Consider the following 16,298-nt stretch of genomic DNA (forward strand, 5'->3'; position numbering starts at 1 on the left):
TGTGGAAGCGCTCTTTTGCGTGACACGGGAAACGATGCGAAAACAGGCTGTCACAGTTTTGACGACTGCCCTTCGTAAAAGGCCGCTTGAAACGCCATTTCGCAGGCGACATTGACCTGGCTTTTGTCCTGTCCTATCAGCGCTGCGAGGCGCTCGTCCGGGATAGGGAATAATGCGGGCTTGTTGCCGAAACAGCGTCCGCCCGGACGAGCCACCGCACCGGATTCGCCCCCTCTTTCGTCAAGGAACCTGTCCATGATCCTAACCCGCCGCGCGCGTCCCGCCGCGATCCTGTTCGCCAGCGTTGCCGCGCTGGCGCTCGCTGCCGCGCCTGCTTTCGCGCAGGATGCGACCAAGCCTGCAGCACAGCCCGCACCGGCTCCGGCCGCTGCCGCGCCGGCTCCCGCAGCGCCGGCGGCGGCGCCCGAAATCTCGGTCGACGGACAGCCGATCACGCAGGACGATCTCGACGCGGTGGCACAGGAGATCGGACCGAACCTGTCGCCCCAGCTCTCGCCCGCCAAGCGCCAGGACGTGATCATCAACGCCGCCATCAACCTGCGCCTGGCCGCCAACGAGGCCGAGAAGCTGAAGATCCTGGACGACGCTGCGTTGCAGAAGAAGCTCGCCTTCTATCGCCAGCGCATCCTGATCGACGCGCTCGTCGCCAAGGTCAGCAAGGACGCCGTAACGGACGAGGCCGTCAAGAAGGCCTATGAAGAGCAGATCGTCCAGAAGATGCCGGTGCAGGACGAGGTGCATGCCCGCCACATCCTGGTCGCCAGCGAGGACGACGCCAAGAAGGTCGAAGCCCGCCTGAAGGCCGGCGAGGATTTCGCCAAGGTCGCCAAGGAAGTCTCCAAGGATCCGGGCTCCGCCGACCAGGGTGGGGATCTGGGCTGGTTCACCAAGGACCGCATGGTCAAGGAATTCGCCGACGCCGCCTTCAACATGAAGGCGGGTGACGTTTCCGACCCGGTGAAGACGCAGTTCGGCTATCACATCATCAAGCTGGAAGAGCGCCGCCGCCAGCAACCGCCATCCCTCGACCAGTACAAGTCGCAGCTTGCCGACTTCGTGGCCCAGCAGGCTCAGCAGAAGTTCTTCGCCGATCTGCGCGCCAAGGCGAAGGTGGTCGCGCCGCCGCCGTCCGCAGCGCCGGCCACGGCTCCCGCTCCCGGCGGCGACATGCAGCTGCCCGACGCCGGCCAGCCGGACGATCAGGGCCAGCCGGCTCCGGCTCCCGCTCCTGCTCCTGCTCCTGCACAATGAGGTCCTGTCGGCCTTCTCAGCCACATCGAGGTTCAGTCGATGTCGCGAGGCCGGCATTTCTTTCGGTTCCAGCCTGAACGCGCCGGTTTCCCGATCGGCGCATCCCACCCTTCCTGCTGAGTATCCATGATGGCCAAGGCTGCGCCCCTGTCCCCGCTCGCTCCCGCGCATTTCCCGCATCTGCCGCCGATCGCAGGCGTGCGGCTGGCGACAGCGGAGGCCGGCATCCGCTACAAGGGCCGCACCGATGTGCTGCTGGTGCTGCTCGACGAGGGCACGCAGGCCGCCGGTGTCTTCACCCGCTCCAAATGCCCCTCGGCCCCGGTCGACTGGTGCCGTGCCGCCCTCAAGGATGGCACGGCGCGCGCGCTGGTGGTGAATTCCGGCAATGCCAACGCCTTCACCGGCAAGAAGGGCGCCGAAGCCGTGGCGCTGACGGCCGAGCTTGCCGCCGAGGCCGCCGGCTGTGCGCCTGCCCAGGTCTATCTTGCCTCCACCGGCGTGATCGGCGAGCCGCTCGATGCGACCAAGTTCAAGGGCGTGCTGGTCGAGACCGCGGCCCGTGTCTCTCCCGGCGCCTTCGAGGATGCCGGCCGCGCCATCATGACCACCGACACCTTTCCGAAGGGCGCCTCCGCCACGGTCGATTTCGGCGGCACCAAGGTGACGATCAACGGCATCGCCAAGGGCGCCGGCATGATCGCGCCCGACATGGCGACCATGCTCTCCTTCGTTTTTACCGACGCTCCGATTGCGCAGGACGTGCTGCAGGGCCTGCTTGCCAAGGGCGTCGTCGACAGCTTCAACGCCATCACGGTCGATAGCGATACCTCGACCTCCGACACTCTCCTCTTGTTCGCCACTGGCAAGGCCGGCGGCGCGTCGGCGACGGAGGCTTCCGATCCACGCCTGCCGGCCTTCGCCAAGGCGCTGGACGGCGTGCTGCTCGACCTTGCCCAGCAGGTCGCCCGTGACGGCGAGGGCGCGCGCAAGTTCGTCACCGTCGACGTGCGCGGCGCCACTTCCAGGCAGGCCGCCCGCCGCATCGCGATGTCGATCGCCAATTCGCCGCTGGTCAAGACCGCCATCGCGGGCGAGGACGCCAATTGGGGCCGCGTCGTCATGGCCGTCGGCAAGGCCGGCGAGGAAGCCGATCGTGACCGGCTGTCGATCTATTTTGGCGGCATCCGTGTCGCGGTGGAAGGCGAGCGCGACCCGACCTATGACGAGGACAAGGTCTCCGCCTATATGAAGGGCCAGGAGATCACGGTGGCCGTCGATATCGGCCTCGGTTCGGCCAGCGACCGCGTCTATACCTGCGACCTCACCAAGGAATATGTCGCCATCAACGGCGACTATCGTTCGTGAGCAAGCGCCTTCTTCTCGTCGCTGCCTGCGCGCTCGTCGACGCCGACGGCCGCGTGCTGATCTCGCAGCGCCCGGAAGGCAAGGCGCTGGCCGGCCTGTGGGAATTCCCGGGCGGCAAGCTCGAGCCGGGCGAACGGCCGGAGGAAACCCTGATCCGCGAACTGCGCGAGGAACTCGGCATCGAGGTCGAGGAAGCCTGCCTTGCCCCGCTCACCTTCGCCAGCCACGCCTATGAGGACTTCACCCTGCTGATGCCGCTGTGGATCTGCCGCCGCTGGCAGGGCGCGCCGCATGGCAAGGAGGGACAGGCGGTGAAATGGGTGCTGCCGACCAAACTGCGCGACTACCCGATGCCGCCGGCCGACGAGCCGCTGATCCCGATGCTGATCGATCTGGTGCCAGGACGATAGGCCGCGAACTTCGAACGGCATACCCCACCAGTATGATTTAATCATGCCGTATGGTATTGCGCCTCGTGACGTTTTCATGAGGAGGCCGATCATGCGCACCACTAAGGCGATCAGTATTACTTTGCCGCATGACATGCTTGATATGGTGAGGGAAAAAGTCGCATCGGGTGAGTATGCCTCTGAAAGTGAGGTTATCCGCGATGGTTTGCGCAGCCTCAGGGCGCGCGACGAGGCCATTGAGAAGTGGCTTGTTGAGCAAGTCAACTCTGCCTATGACGACTACCTGAGGAACCCCGACGACGTCATTTCTGCCGACGATGTGTTCGCGGAGTTGAGAGCCTATCACGCTGTGCAAGTGACGTCTCGTGACGATGCCGCATGAGGTTGTTTTCAGACGGAGAGCGCGATCGGATCTCCTGTCGATCTACAAGCACATAGCCAAGGCGGGCGCGCCTAAAGCAGCCGGAAACTTTGTTCTCGATATTGAAAAGTTTTGCCGGGGCCCTGCTCAGTTTCCACAACGTGGAACCGCTCGACCCGGGATGAAGCCTGGAACACGACTTGCGTTCTATCGCCGGCAGGCGACGATTTCTTACTTCATCGATGAAGAGAACAATCGCATTGTGATATTGCAGGTATGGGGAAAGGGTCGGGATTTCGAGGCAGCACTCGGCATCAAAAACGAAAATAGCTGACCTCGAGCCTCAGTCTTCCTCCCGATGTTCCTTCACCCCCAGCGCATCCGCCAGCCTTGTCTTTGCCGAGCCCGGCTGCAGCGGCTTCTGCTGGCTCTCATGCGGCACCCAGCCTGAGATCCAGATCAGCTCGAAGGTCGCGCGGATGCGGCCGTCCGGGTCGGAGAAGCGTTCCCGGTAGATCTCGGCCATGCGCAGCAGGGTGGAGCGGCGGGTGAAGCTCTTGCGGCGCTGCGTCATGATGTTGGTGGCGCCCATGGCGCGCAGGTCCGCCATCAGGGCGAAGGCATTGTCGTAGCGCACGGTGAGGGTGTCGCTGTCGACCACCGGCAAGGCGAAGCCGGCGCGCTGCAGGAGGCCACCCATGTCGCGCACATCGGCGAAGGGGGCGACGCGGGGCGAGACGCCGCCCTCGACCTCGAGCTCTGCCTGCGAGAAGGCCTCGCGCAATTCGCTCAAGCTCGAGCCGCCCACCAGCACTGCCATCAGCAATCCGTCGGGCTTCAGGGCGCGGCGGATCTGGCTCAGCATGCCCGGCAGGTCGTTGACGAATTGCAGCGACAGGGCCGAGAGGGCGAGGTCGATGCTGCCCGGGGCGAGCGGCAGCACCTCGTTGGCGATATCGGCGCGCTGCCAACTGCCGGCGAGAGCGGGACGCAGCGTCTTGCCGAGCAGGGGCGAAAGGGGCCCGATCTCCGCCGCCGCCTCGAAGCGGCGCAGCACGGCAGCGAGGCGGTCCGCCATGTCCTCGGCCGCATGGCGCAGCAGGAAATCGGCCGGATGGGCGGCGGCGCGACGGCGATGCAGCGCCAGGGCGGCCGGGTCGAAGAGGAGAGGCGTTGTCATAGAGCGGTCTATCTTCAGATCGAATCAGCAAGAATCGCAAAATGCTTCTGATGCCAACGAGCTGAATTCTCCACCCGCTTCTGCCTGAGCGCATTTTGCTCAGAGGTTATGTAGGGCATTCGCGCTTGCATTTCACCTGCGGGGTGGCGGAGATGGCGACTTTCGCTCGCTCGCGCCCGACTCGTCCGATTGAGGCCCATGCCACCATTTCTGCACCCTATCGAAGATCCTGCCGATCCGCGCATCGAGGCCTATCTCGATATCCGCGAGCGCGATCTCAAGGGCCGGGGCGGCCGCTTCGTGGTCGAGGGCGAGGTGGTGCTGCAGACGGCGCTGAAGCTCGGGCGCTTTGCCATCGAATCCATCCTGATCGGCGAGAACCGGGTCGTGCCGCTGGCCGATCTGCTCGCCGGCGTGCCGACCTCCATCCCCATCTATGTCGCCACGCGCGCGGTGCTCGATCGCATCGCCGGCTTTCCCATGCATCGCGGCATCCTGGCGATCGGCCTGCGGGGGGAGCCGGCCTCGCCCGAATCCTTGCTGGCCGGCATGCCGGAGAATGCCCTCGTGGTCGGGCTCTCGGGCATCGCCAACCACGACAATATCGGCGGCATCTTCCGCAACTGCGCCGCCTTCGGTGTCGATGGCGTGCTGATCGATGCCGCCTCCTGCGACCCGCTCTATCGCAAGGCCATCCGTGTCTCGGCCGGGGCGACGCTGGTCACGCCCTTCGCGCAGGGTGGTGACATCGCCATGTTGTGCGACGCCCTGCTGGCGCATGGCTTCGAGGTGCTGGCGACCAGCCCAGCCGGCCGCGAGACCTTGCACGATGTCGCGCCCCGGAAGCGGCAGGCCGTGCTGTTCGGCGCCGAGGGGCCGGGCCTGCCGGGAGGGATATTGAGCCGGCTACGCAGCCTGCGGCTCGATATGAGAGGCGGCTTCGATTCCCTCAACGTGGCGACGACGAGCGGCATCGTGCTGCATCATCTGGCGCGATAGCTGGGAGCGCGGACTTCCAGTCCGCTCTTGAACCACTTGGCAAATAAGAAAAGGCACCAGCCATGTCGCAGGCAGCGCCTTTTCAATCTTCGGCCGTGGTTCAAGAGCGGACGAGACGTCCGCGCTCCCAGGCTACTTCAACACCCCATTCTTCTTCGCCACCCAGGTGGCCATGTAGTCCATCAGCCCCGGCGACAGGCAGTCATAGGGCTCGAGGCCGAGTTCCTTCAGCCTTCCGCGCACCCCGTCCATTTCAGAGGGATCGGTGCCGGACTCGATGATGGAGGAGACGAAGGCGGCGAAGCCCGGCTCGGCCCAGCCCTCTTCCTGGAAGCGTTCTGGATGCACGAAGCTGAGGCCCTGGAAGGCGTGTTCGCGCTCCACCGGCCCATGCATGTGCACGCCGCATCCGATGCAGGCATAGCGCTGGATCAGGGCGGAGGGATCGACCACCTTGAGCTTGTCGCCGTTCTCCAGCACGGTGACATTGCCGACGGGCGCCACCGCGACCACCGAGAAGGTGGCGCCGGTGGGCTTCCAGCATTTGGTGCAGCCGCAGGCATGATTGTACGCGATCTGCCCCTTGATCGCCACCTTCACCGGCCGGTCCTGGCAGGCGCATACCAACGTGCCACCGGCAAAACTGTCGCTGCCTTTCTTAACGCCGCCGTCGACGGCCGGATGGATCGAAACTGTCATGACTTCCTCCCCTTGCGGCTGCTTTTGAGCGCAGCCTGACGAGGAGAGTATGACGCTAAAGTCGGATGAATGCAGCTAGAAAAGGGCGCGATACGAGCGTCGCGCCCTGCCTCCGAGGTTCGCCTTACCCCCTGACCAGATCGCCCAGCAAGTTCGCCGCCACCGTGAGCTTGGCCAGCGTCAGGCCGCTCGCGGCAATCTCCTCCACCGAGCGGCGGATGCGGGCGGCCTCCGGATGGGCTTCGAGCCAGGCCTGCGTCGCCGGCTGGCCAGAGAGGCCGGTGGCCAGCATGTCCGCCACCAGGCGCCGTTCGGCCGCTGCGATCTGGTCGATCGCCCGGTCGATGGCGAGGCGCTCGAAATAATCGTTGGCGGGCACCCCGCGCGCGGCGGCGATGATGCGGTCGAGGCGGAAGTCGGCCTCGGTCGCGAAGAAGGTCGCGGCCGTCTCGCCGATCGCCCGGCCCGTGCGTCCGGCGACCAGCACGATGTCGGGCGCCGAGCCCAGCGCGTCGAGGTTGGCGAGCCTGCCGGCAAGTTCCTCGGGTACGCCGCCATCCACGAGTTCCTGCCGGCGCTTGCCGCGGGCGGCCTGCATGTCCTCGGGCAGTGAGGCGTCGAGCCCGGCGGCGATCTCGCCGATACCGGTGCCGAAGCGCGAGATCACCGCCTCCAGCCCCGGGCTGAAATCGACATTGCGCACATACCAGACCACGCGGGAGAGCAGCAGGTCCTGCAGCGAGGCGTAGAGGCCGAGCTGGAGCTGGCCGTCGATCTTGTTGTCGAGGGCGTCGATGCCGTCATAGAGGCGGCCGAGCCCGTAAGATTCGTCCACCGCCGCGAAGGCCTGGGCGATGGCGGGCACGTCGGCATCGGTCTCGTCGCCGAGCCGTACCACGCTGGATGGGCCGCCGCGATTGATGATGCCGTTGGCGAGGTTGGTGGCGATGATCTCCCGGCGCAGGCGATGATGCTCGATGGCGTCGGGAAACTTCTCCTGCAATTCGTGCGGGAAATAGGTGGTCAGCTCGCGGGCGAGATAGGGATCATCCGGCACGCTGGTGCTGAGCAGGTCGTCATAGAGCGTGAGCTTGGCATAGGCGAGCAGCACGGCAAGCTCCGGCCGTGTCAGGGCCTGGCCGCGCCGGGTGCGCTCGACGAGCGTGCTGTCGTCGGGCAGGAACTCGACCGCGCGGTCGAGCAGGCCGCGCTGTTCCAGCGTCTGCATCAGGCGGGTGAGGAAGCCCGTCTCCCCCAGGCCCTTGCGCTCGACGAGCGAGAGGGACAGCGTCTGCAGATAGTTGTTGCGCAGCACGAGCTGGCCGACCTCGTCGGTCATCACGGCGAGCAGTGCGTTGCGATCGGCTTCGCTGAGGCGGCCGTCGCGCTCGGGCCGGGCGAGGGCGATCTTGATGTTGACCTCGACGTCCGAGGTGTTGACGCCGGCCGAGTTGTCGATGGCGTCGGTGTTGAGCTTGATGCCCTTCTGTGCAGCCTCGATGCGCCCGCGCTGGGTGGCGCCGAGATTGGCGCCCTCGCCGATCACCCGCGCCCGCAGATCCGAGCCGGTGATGCGGATGGGATCGTTGGCGCGGTCGCCGACCTGGTCGTCGGTCTCGCTGCCGGCGCGGATATAGGTGCCGATGCCGCCGAACCAGAGCAGGTCGACGCGGGCCTTCAGGATCGCCGTCATCACCTCGAAGGGCGTGGCTTCCGGCTTGTTGAGGTCGAGCAGCGTCCGCACTTCCGGCGCCAGCGGGATCGATTTCAGCGAGCGCGAGAACACACCGCCGCCCTTCGAGATCAGCGACTTGTCATAGTCCTGCCAGCTCGATCGCGGCAGGTTGAACATGCGCACGCGTTCGGCGTGGCTGGCGGCCGGGTCCGGATCGGGATCGAGGAAGATGTCGCGATGATCGAAGGCGGCCACCAGCCGGGTGACGGGCGAGAGCAGCATGCCATTGCCGAAGACGTCGCCGGACATGTCGCCGACGCCGGCGGCGGAGAAGGGCACGGTCTGGATATCGGTGCCCAGTTCGCGGAAATGGCGCTTGACGGCCTCCCAGGCTCCGCGCGCGGTGATGCCCATCTTCTTGTGGTCATAGCCCACGCTACCGCCGGAGGCGAAGGCGTCGCCGAGCCAGTGATGCTTGTCGATCGAGATGGCATTGGCGGTGTCGGAGAAGGTCGCCGTGCCCTTGTCGGCGGCGACCACGAGATAGGGATCATCGCCGTCATGCCGGATGGTGTTGTCGGGCGGCACGATCCTGTCGCCGTCGATGTTGTCGGTCAGTTCGAGCAGTGAGCGGATGAAGATGCGATAGGCTTCCGTGCCCTCGGTCATCCAGGCATCGCGATTGGAGGGCGGCGGCAGGCGCTTGGGCACGAAGCCACCCTTGGCACCCACCGGCACGATCACGGCGTTCTTGACCTGCTGCGCCTTGACCAGGCCGAGAATCTCGGTCCGGAAATCCTGTGGACGGTCCGACCAGCGCAGGCCGCCGCGCGCCACCTTGCCGAAGCGCAGATGGATGCCCTCGACGCGGGGCGAATAGACGAAAATCTCGTAGAGGGGCTTCGGCGCCGGCAAGCCGTCGACCTTGCGGCATTCGAACTTGAAGGTGATCACGGGGCGGGGATGGCCATCCGGGCCGATCTGCCAGAGATTGGTGCGCACGATCGCCTGCACCAGATTGGTGAAGCGGCGCAGGATGCGGTCCTCGTCAAGGGAGGAGACCTGCTTCAGTTCCTCTTCGATATTGGCGAGGATCGTCGTCTCGCGCGCCGCCCGCTCGGCTTCGGTGGCGACGAGGCGCGGGTCGAAGCGTGTCTGGAACAGGGCCACCATGCTGGCCGTGATCTCGGTGTTCTTGCGCAGCGTCTCCCACATATAGTCCTGGGAGAAGGGCGCGCGGATCTGGCGCAGATAGCGCGACAGGGCTCGGATGGTGGAGATCTCGCGCCAGCCCAGGCTGGTGCGCAGGATCAGGGCGTTGTAGCCGTCGGACTCGGCCCGGTCGCTGACCACGGCCATGATCGAGGCTTCGAGGCGGTGGTTGAAGTCGCTGGTGATGCTGATCGGCTGGCCGTCGGCGGTCTCGATGGTCATGTCGTGCAGCCACACCGGCGTGGGAGCCGGATTGGCCGCGGGGGTGACGCGATAGGTTCGTTCATTGACGACGCGCAGGCCATGGTTCTCGATGACCGGTACGCGGTAGGAGAGCGACAGGGGCGCCCCGTGCGAGAACACTTTCAGGCTGAAACGGCTGGGGTTGTCGTCACCCTCGCGCTTGTACACCGAAAGCGAGACCGGACGATCCGGCGAGAGCTTTTCGATGACGCCGATATCGGCAATGGCCTGCGCCGTGGAGAACACTTCCGGATAGCCGCCGCGGAAGGCCTTGGCGTAGCGGTTGCCGAGCAGGCGGGCGCGCATGCCGTCCGTGGTGCCGGCAAGCGCCGTTCTCAGCTTGTCGCCCCAATTGGTGGCGAGCGAGGTGATCTCGGCCTCGAGCGTGGCCCGGTCGATCACCGGCGTCTCGCCGTCATAGCGGCCGATGATGTAATGCACGCGGGCGAGCGGGCCTTCGGGGAAGGCGGCGTAGGAGGCCGACAGGCGGCCCTTATAGACCTGCGCGAGATAGGCGCCGACCGCAACGCGCACGTCCGTGTCGTATTTCTCGCGCGGGATGAAGACGAGTATGGAGACGAAACGATCGAACTTGTCGGGCCTCACGAGCGCGCGGATGCGGGGGCGCTCGTAAAGCAGCAGGATCTCCATGACGAAATTGTAGAGCGTCTCGGCATCGATCTGCACCAGTTCGTCGCGCGGATATTCCTCGAGGATGTGGAGGATGGCCTTCCCCGAATGGCTTTCGGGGTCGAGGCCGGCGCGCTGCAGCACCTGCGCCACCTTGTGGCGGACATAGGGGATCTGGCGCACCGAGCGCGTATAGGCGGCCGAGGTGAACAGGCCGACCAGGCGCAGTTCGCCTTCGATCTTGCCCTCGGGCGAATAGAGCTTGACGCCGATATAGTCCATGCGCACCCGTCGATGCACGCGGCTGTTCACATTGGCCTTGGTGACGATGAGGATGGTCGGCTCGCGCATGAATTCGCGGATTTCCGGCGTCATCACCACCATTTCGGTGCCGCGGCGCAGGATCTTGACGTTGGGGTCGCGCAGGATGCCGAGGCCCGGGCCCTCGTTCACCTCGTCCGAAGCGTCCGCTTCGGCCGAGAAGCGGTATTCGCGCAGGCCCAGGAAGGTGAAATTGTCGGCGCACAGCCACTGCAGGAGCTGGTTGGCCTCGGCGATCTCGTCCACCGGCAGCGGCGGGGGATTGGAGCGGAAGGCCTCGATTGCCAGCTCGACCCGGTCGCGCATCGCCCGCCAGTCCTGCACGCAGGCGCGCACGTCGTTGAGCGAGAGGGTGAGCCCGTCGACCAGCTTCTGGCGGTCGGCATCGGAATCGATGCGCGGGATATGGATGTGGATGAGGCTTTCGCGCTCACCCTTGACGCCTTCGGGCAGGGTGTTGCCGTAGAAATGCACCAGCTTGCCGCTGCCGTCGCGCTCCAGTGCGATGATCGGGTGGGCAACCAGCAGCGCCTCGGTGCCCTGTTCGGTGAGTTCGGCCATGGTGGAGTCGAACAGGAAGGGCATGTTGTCGTTGAGGATCTCGACGACGGAGATCTCGCGGCCATCGGGCATCATCGGGTTGACGACGCGGATGTCGGCCCGGTCGGGCGTGCGGCGCTGGACGTGCTCCCAGGCCTGTTCGGCCAGGAAGGCAAGGGAGGCGGCATCGTGGGACGAGAGATCCTCAAGCGTCGTGCGGCCGAACAGCGCCTCGGCGAACATCGGCGGCGTCCGGCCTGCCTGCAGGCTGCCCGCCGCCCGGCGAATCAGGGCGGCCCGGGCTTCATCATCACGCCACGCCATCGTACTCTCCCTATCTTGCTGCGCCGTCTGACCGCGGCACTGGTACCGACTTCAGCCGGTTTCGGCGACCATAGCTCAAATTAAGGCCGCTCAAAGTCCAGCGGCGACGGAAATTGCCATTTTGCGATGACAATATCGAGAAAGTTGGGTTCGTAATGTTAATGCGGGATACCTCTGGGGCAGGGGAGGTTAATTGGTCTGATGATACGTCCGCTCTTTACCTCGTGTAGGAGCTATGAGATTCCCTTTTCTGTGGAGCTGCGCGGACCTATGTTGACAGGCGCTAGGCCGCCCTGGCCGCGGAGACACACGATGAACGCTACCTCCACCATTTCTTCGGTCGATCCGCAGGAGATCCGGCGCTTCGATGCCATGGCTGCCGATTGGTGGAACCCGCGCGGCAGCATGAAGGCGCTGCACCGGCTCAATCCGTTGCGCCTGCGCTATATCCGGGACCAGGTCGCCGGTCATTTCGGCCGCTCGGCCACCGCGCTGGGCGGGCTGAAGGATCTGCGGCTCGCCGACATCGGCTGCGGCGCGGGCCTGCTCAGCGAACCGCTGGCCAAGCTCGGCGGAACGGTCACCGGCATCGACATGGCCGCTGCCAATATCGAGATGGCCAAAGCCCACGCCGCCCGCTCCAACCTTATCATCGACTACCGCAACAGTGCTGCCGAGGACCTGCTGGCGGCGGGCGAGCGCTTCGATGTCGTGCTGGCGATGGAGATCGTCGAGCACGTCACCGATCCCGCCGCCTTCCTCAAGACCTGCGCTGGCCTGGTGAAGCCCGGCGGGCTCCTCTTCGTCTCCACCATCAACCGCACGATGAAGGCCTATGCGCTCGCCATCGTGGCGGCGGAAAACGTGCTGCGCTGGGTGCCGCGTGGCACGCATGACTGGAACAAGTTCGTCACGCCTTCCGAGATCGGCGCGGCCGTCGAGCCGGAGGGGTTGGTGGAACTTGACCGGGCAGGCGTGATCTACAATCCCCTGTTCGACGAATGGCGCCTCGCCCGCGATACGGATGTCAATTACATGATGGTGTTCAGCCGCGGCGCCGGATGAGGGCTCCTCGGGACCACCCCCGTCCGACCGGTAGGGCTGGTGTTCCGTTGCCACGATGCGTGCCGAAATTGGCGCACCCTGTACGCGGGTCGAGCACGACCCTTTCCCGCTCTGGTTCCTTCCCGGCAGTCCAGACAATGCTACAAAGAGGCGAACAGGTTTGCGGATCGCGCATCCGCAAATGTCCCGAGGGAGTGCCCATGTCGTTGTCTCGCTGGTCTGCACTCATTGGGATGACCCTTGTCGTCATCTTTGTTCTGGGAACGCCGGGCTGGGCGCAGGATGCCGCGCCCGCCGCTCCTGCGGCCAAGGCCGAACGGGGAGAAGACCGGGACGCCGATCGGCCGCCCAGCCTCCCCTCGGATTCCATTACCCATCACACGGTCTCCCTGGCGGGTGGCCGCGTGCTGAGCTTAAAGGCGACGGCCGGCAGTCTCCGGCTTCGGGACGAGAAGGGGCATGAACTCGCGCAGGTCGGCTATATCGCCTATGAGCTCGACGGTGCCGAGGCCGGGTCCCGACCCGTGACCTTTGTTTTCAATGGCGGGCCCGGCGCAGGCTCGGCCTGGCTGAATATCGGGGCCATCGGGCCCTGGCGCCTGCCCATGGAAGCGGGAAAGATCTATCCCTCGGCGCCTCCGGTGCTGGTCGACAATCAGGAGACCTGGCTCGACTTCACCGATCTCGTCTTCATCGACCCGCCGGGCACCGGCTATAGCCGCATCACCGCGACGGGCGATGATGTGCGCAAGAGCCTCTGGTCCGTCGAAGGCGACATCCAGGCGCTGACCGTCGTGGTGCGCCGCTGGCTCGCGCAGAACCAGCGGCTCGAATCGCCCAAATTCATTGCCGGCGAGAGCTATGGCGGCTTTCGCGGGCCGCGCCTTGCCGAGGAACTCGCCATGAAGGAGGGTATCGGCATCAATGGCCTGGTGCTGATCTCGCCGGCGTTGGACTTTTCCGCCGACGACGGTGCGTTTTACTGGCTGGACCGCCTGCCGGCCTATACGGCTGCGCACCGTGAGCAATCCGGGCCCGTCACCCGTGAGCAGCTTGCCGATGTCGAGCGCTACGCGATCGGCGATTACCTCCAGGATTACCTGCGCGGCCCGCGCGATATGGCGGCGGTGGCCCGCATGGTGCAGCGCGTGACCGAGCTGACGGGGCTCGACCCGGCGCTGGTCAAGCGGCTTGGCGGGCGCATCGACAAGACGACCTTCCAGCGCGAGATCCTGCGGCCCGAGGGCAAGGTCGTCGGCTTCTACGACGCCACCGTCAGCGCCTACGATCCCGAGCCGGCCTCGAACTACAACAACTGGCACGACCCCGCTTTGGAGGGCGTGGAGGCGCCGATGACCAGCGCGATCATGGATCTCTACAATCGCGAACTCGGCTGGAAGACCATCGAGCGCTACGAGATCCTCAACGGTCGGGTCGGCAGTTCCTGGGAGTGGGGCGACCGGCTCTCGCCGCCCTCGTCCATGGATGCGCTGCGCGGCATGCTGGCGCTCGACCCGCATTTCCGCGTGCTGGTGACCGGCGGCCTCACGGACATCCAGGTCCCCTATTTCCAGAACAAGCGCCTGCTCGACCAGGTACCGGACTATGGCCCGCCGGGCCGGTTGCAATTCAAGGTCTATGGCGGCGGCCACATGTTCTATTCGCGCGACGACAGCCGCAAGGCTCTGCATGAGGACGCGCGGACATTGGTGGCGGGGCCGTAGAGGGAGGGAGCCTTCGCGCTCGGTCCACTCCGAGCGCAAATCGGCGCCTTCACTCTCCCTCTACGGCAGATTGTCCCTCAGATAGATGTCGATCCTGATCCGCTCCTGTCCGGGATCGATGGGCTGGCCGTCCGTTAGCGCGCGCAGCACGCGCATGGCGCTGCGGGCCTCGTGGCCGGGGTCCTGGTTGAGGATGGCGTCGAAGGTGCCCTCGATCAGGGCCTCGCGCGAATGGTCGGTCAGCTCATGGGCGATGACGCAGATCTTCTGCCCGAGGCCGCGCTTGCGCAGGGCGGCGATGACGCCGCGATTGCCAGCGCCGAGGCTGTAAAGACCGATAATGTCGCTGTGGGCGTCGAGCAGGGCGCCGAGGACCTCCTCGGCGACGGCGGCGTTGTCGCGGCCCTCGATCACCGGCAGGGCGGCCAACTCGGGATATTCGGTGCGCAGCACGCGCTCGAAGCCGAAATGGCGCTCGGCATGGTCGCGCAGCAGCATCGAGCCGGCGAGGATGGCGATGCGGCCCTTGCGGCCATTGAGGAAGCGGCCCATCAGGGAGGCGGCGGTACGGCCGGCGGCGCTGTTGTCGATGCCGACGAAATGGGCGCGGCGCGAGCCAGGCACGTCGGAGACCAGTGTCACCACTGGCACGCCGCGGACGGAGAGGCGGTCGATGGCCTGGCGCACCAGGGCATTGTCGGTTGCCACCACGGCCACGCCGGTGAGCGGCGTGCCCTCCAGCCCGTTGAGGGCGAGGGCGAGCGTGTCGTCGTCGAAGGGCGGCACCTCGATCACGCGGATGCTGACGCGCTCGGCCGCGTTGAGATCGGCGAGGCGCGCCACCTCGGTGGCGAGGTTGCGCATGAAGGTGTTGACGCCGGTGGGGATGAGGAAGACGAGCTGGTATTCGCGCTGCTTGGCCAGCATGGCTGCGGCGAGGTCGCGCCGATAATTCAGCCGCGCCATGGCCTGCTCGACCTTCTCGATCGTCGCCGGCCGCACGCCGCCCCGCCGGTTGAGCACGCGGTCGATCGTGGCCAGGCTTACGCCCGCGGCATTTGCCAGATCATGCACCGTCGCCCGTGCCATGGAGATATCAGCCCCGATTTTTCAGGAACGTACCTCAGAACTCGTACAGGCGCAAACGTTTCGGTAAATCGATTTCACAAGCCGAGCCTTCAGATTTCGTTTTGTAAGACAGATAGTTAGTGCGAGCAAGCGGCGGCACGGATCATGAACTCCAAAGCAGCGGAAGCGCGACGTCAACGGATGATTGACGCACCTCATTTATTGTGCGCCGCAAACAAAAAGACTGGCTGAGAAATAGGTCCTGGAGGGCGGCCAGGGGCAGGAAAGCCGCGCCAACAACTTTTGGAACGTGCCAATCAGAACATCAGCGGCCATACTTCGGCGGCGCCGCGCCAGATCATGTCGCAGGCGACGTAGAGGATAGCGATAAGGCCGACATAGGCGATCCAGCGATGACGCTGCAGCAGCCTGGCGATCAGGCTGGCGGCGATGCCCATCAGCGCGATGGAAACGGCGAGGCCGAAGATCAGCACCCATAGGTGGTCGCGCGCCGCGCCGGCGACGGCGAGCACGTTGTCGAGCGACATCGAGACGTCGGCGATGACGATCTGCCAGGCGGCCTGGGCGAAAGTCTTGCGCGGCACGCCATTGCCGTTCTCGCCCCCCTCCAAGGCGCGCTGGGCGGCATCCTCCTCATGATGGCCGGTGCGCAGTTCGCGATACATCTTCCAGCACACCCACAGCAGCAGGATGCCGCCGGCGAGCAGCAGGCCGACGATGGCAAGGAGCTGGGTGGTGACGGCGGCGAAGATGATGCGCAGCACCGTGGCGGCGGCGATGCCGATCAGGATGGCACGGGTGCGCTGTTCCTTGGGCAGGCCCGCCGCGGCGAGGCCGATGACGAGCGCATTGTCGCCCGCCAGCACGAGGTCGATCATGATAACCTGGCCGAGGGCGACCATGGAAGCCACGGAGACGAGGTCGGATAACACGAAGTCGGACATTGAGAAGGGCTCTCTCGTTCGGATGCGGGAGAGCGGTTCCAGTTTTTGCCAAGGCTCATAACCTTGGCCGCGTTGGGGGATGGACGCGCCGGGGCCGCTCTGTCTGCTCCAGTCCGACATCACAGTTCTTGCTGGGTCGTCAGTCAGGGTTCGGAATCGAAACCATTGCTGACGGCCTGCCCTAGAACTGCCAGAGGGGCCCGGCCTGGTGGGTTTCCTCTACCGCAAGTTGCAGTGGAAGA

The 16,298-nt window shown here is 65.6% G+C and carries 14 protein-coding genes; 8 read left to right on the forward strand and 6 right to left on the reverse strand.

Going from position 1 to position 16,298, the window contains the following annotated elements; translation table 11 throughout:
- Positions 1-50: 50 nt before the first annotated feature.
- Positions 51-257: a hypothetical protein gene (locus tag QQL24_RS03685; RefSeq protein WP_284310523.1), complete on the reverse strand. Its 207-nt coding sequence runs from the start codon at positions 255-257 to the stop codon at positions 51-53.
- On the opposite strand from QQL24_RS03685, the gene QQL24_RS03690 reads away from it, so the two are divergent.
- The 5 genes from QQL24_RS03690 (at position 256) to QQL24_RS03710 (ending at position 3,745) form a co-directional block, all read left to right on the forward strand.
- Positions 256-1,272: a peptidylprolyl isomerase gene (locus QQL24_RS03690; RefSeq protein WP_284310524.1), complete on the forward strand. Its 1,017-nt coding sequence runs from the start codon at positions 256-258 to the stop codon at positions 1,270-1,272. The genes QQL24_RS03685 and QQL24_RS03690 overlap by 2 nt on opposite strands.
- Before the next feature lie 129 nt (positions 1,273-1,401).
- Positions 1,402-2,640, forward strand: a complete 1,239-nt coding sequence (argJ, locus tag QQL24_RS03695) for a bifunctional glutamate N-acetyltransferase/amino-acid acetyltransferase ArgJ (RefSeq protein ID WP_284310626.1) — start codon at positions 1,402-1,404, stop codon at positions 2,638-2,640.
- Positions 2,637-3,050 (forward strand): 8-oxo-dGTP diphosphatase MutT, encoded by a 414-nt coding sequence (mutT, locus tag QQL24_RS03700; RefSeq protein WP_431310631.1) that lies wholly within the window; start codon positions 2,637-2,639, stop codon positions 3,048-3,050. The genes argJ and mutT overlap by 4 nt, the downstream gene beginning before the upstream one ends.
- Positions 3,051-3,141: 91 nt before the next feature.
- Positions 3,142-3,432, forward strand: coding sequence for a type II toxin-antitoxin system ParD family antitoxin (locus QQL24_RS03705; RefSeq protein WP_284310525.1), 291 nt, complete (start codon positions 3,142-3,144; stop codon positions 3,430-3,432).
- A complete protein-coding gene (locus QQL24_RS03710) occupies positions 3,422-3,745 on the forward strand; it encodes a type II toxin-antitoxin system RelE/ParE family toxin (RefSeq protein ID WP_284310628.1) in 324 nt (107 codons plus the stop codon). The genes QQL24_RS03705 and QQL24_RS03710 overlap by 11 nt, the downstream gene beginning before the upstream one ends.
- A 9-nt stretch (positions 3,746-3,754) precedes the next feature.
- Here QQL24_RS03710 and QQL24_RS03715 read toward each other — a convergent pair whose 3' ends face one another.
- Positions 3,755-4,591, reverse strand: a complete 837-nt coding sequence (locus tag QQL24_RS03715) for a methyltransferase domain-containing protein (protein ID WP_284310526.1) — start codon at positions 4,589-4,591, stop codon at positions 3,755-3,757.
- Positions 4,592-4,789: 198 nt separating this feature from the next.
- Here QQL24_RS03715 and QQL24_RS03720 point away from each other — a divergent pair, with 198 nt between their 5' ends.
- Positions 4,790-5,590, forward strand: a complete 801-nt coding sequence (locus QQL24_RS03720; protein WP_284310528.1) for a TrmH family RNA methyltransferase — start codon at positions 4,790-4,792, stop codon at positions 5,588-5,590.
- A gap of 132 nt (positions 5,591-5,722) precedes the next feature.
- Here QQL24_RS03720 and gfa read toward each other — a convergent pair whose 3' ends face one another.
- Together gfa and QQL24_RS03730 are read right to left on the reverse strand one after the other, a co-directional pair.
- The gene (gfa, locus tag QQL24_RS03725; RefSeq protein WP_284310529.1) at positions 5,723-6,289 is read right to left on the reverse strand and encodes an S-(hydroxymethyl)glutathione synthase; all 567 of its coding nucleotides are present in this window, start codon (positions 6,287-6,289) and stop codon (positions 5,723-5,725) included.
- Positions 6,290-6,413: 124 nt separating this feature from the next.
- Positions 6,414-11,234, reverse strand: a complete 4,821-nt coding sequence (locus QQL24_RS03730; RefSeq protein ID WP_284310530.1) for an NAD-glutamate dehydrogenase — start codon at positions 11,232-11,234, stop codon at positions 6,414-6,416.
- 312 nt (positions 11,235-11,546) lie between these two features.
- On the opposite strand from QQL24_RS03730, the gene ubiG reads away from it, so the two are divergent.
- Together ubiG and QQL24_RS03740 are read left to right on the forward strand one after the other, a co-directional pair.
- Positions 11,547-12,299 (forward strand): bifunctional 2-polyprenyl-6-hydroxyphenol methylase/3-demethylubiquinol 3-O-methyltransferase UbiG, encoded by a 753-nt coding sequence (gene ubiG / locus QQL24_RS03735; RefSeq protein WP_284310531.1) that lies wholly within the window; start codon positions 11,547-11,549, stop codon positions 12,297-12,299.
- 233 nt (positions 12,300-12,532) lie between these two features.
- Positions 12,533-14,023 (forward strand): S10 family peptidase, encoded by a 1,491-nt coding sequence (locus tag QQL24_RS03740; RefSeq protein ID WP_284310532.1) that lies wholly within the window; start codon positions 12,533-12,535, stop codon positions 14,021-14,023.
- A gap of 60 nt (positions 14,024-14,083) precedes the next feature.
- Here the strand turns inward: QQL24_RS03740 and QQL24_RS03745 are convergent, their stop codons facing one another.
- Positions 14,084-15,112: a LacI family DNA-binding transcriptional regulator gene (locus QQL24_RS03745; RefSeq protein ID WP_284310533.1), complete on the reverse strand. Its 1,029-nt coding sequence runs from the start codon at positions 15,110-15,112 to the stop codon at positions 14,084-14,086.
- A gap of 296 nt (positions 15,113-15,408) precedes the next feature.
- On the reverse strand, positions 15,409-16,056 hold the full coding sequence (locus QQL24_RS03750) for a TerC family protein (protein ID WP_284310534.1): 648 nt from the start codon (positions 16,054-16,056) through the stop codon (positions 15,409-15,411).
- Between the last annotated feature and the right edge of the window lie 242 nt (positions 16,057-16,298).

This window comes from Labrys miyagiensis (genome assembly GCF_030160835.1).
In the GTDB taxonomy this organism is placed as follows: Bacteria; Pseudomonadota; Alphaproteobacteria; order Rhizobiales; family Labraceae; genus Labrys; species Labrys miyagiensis.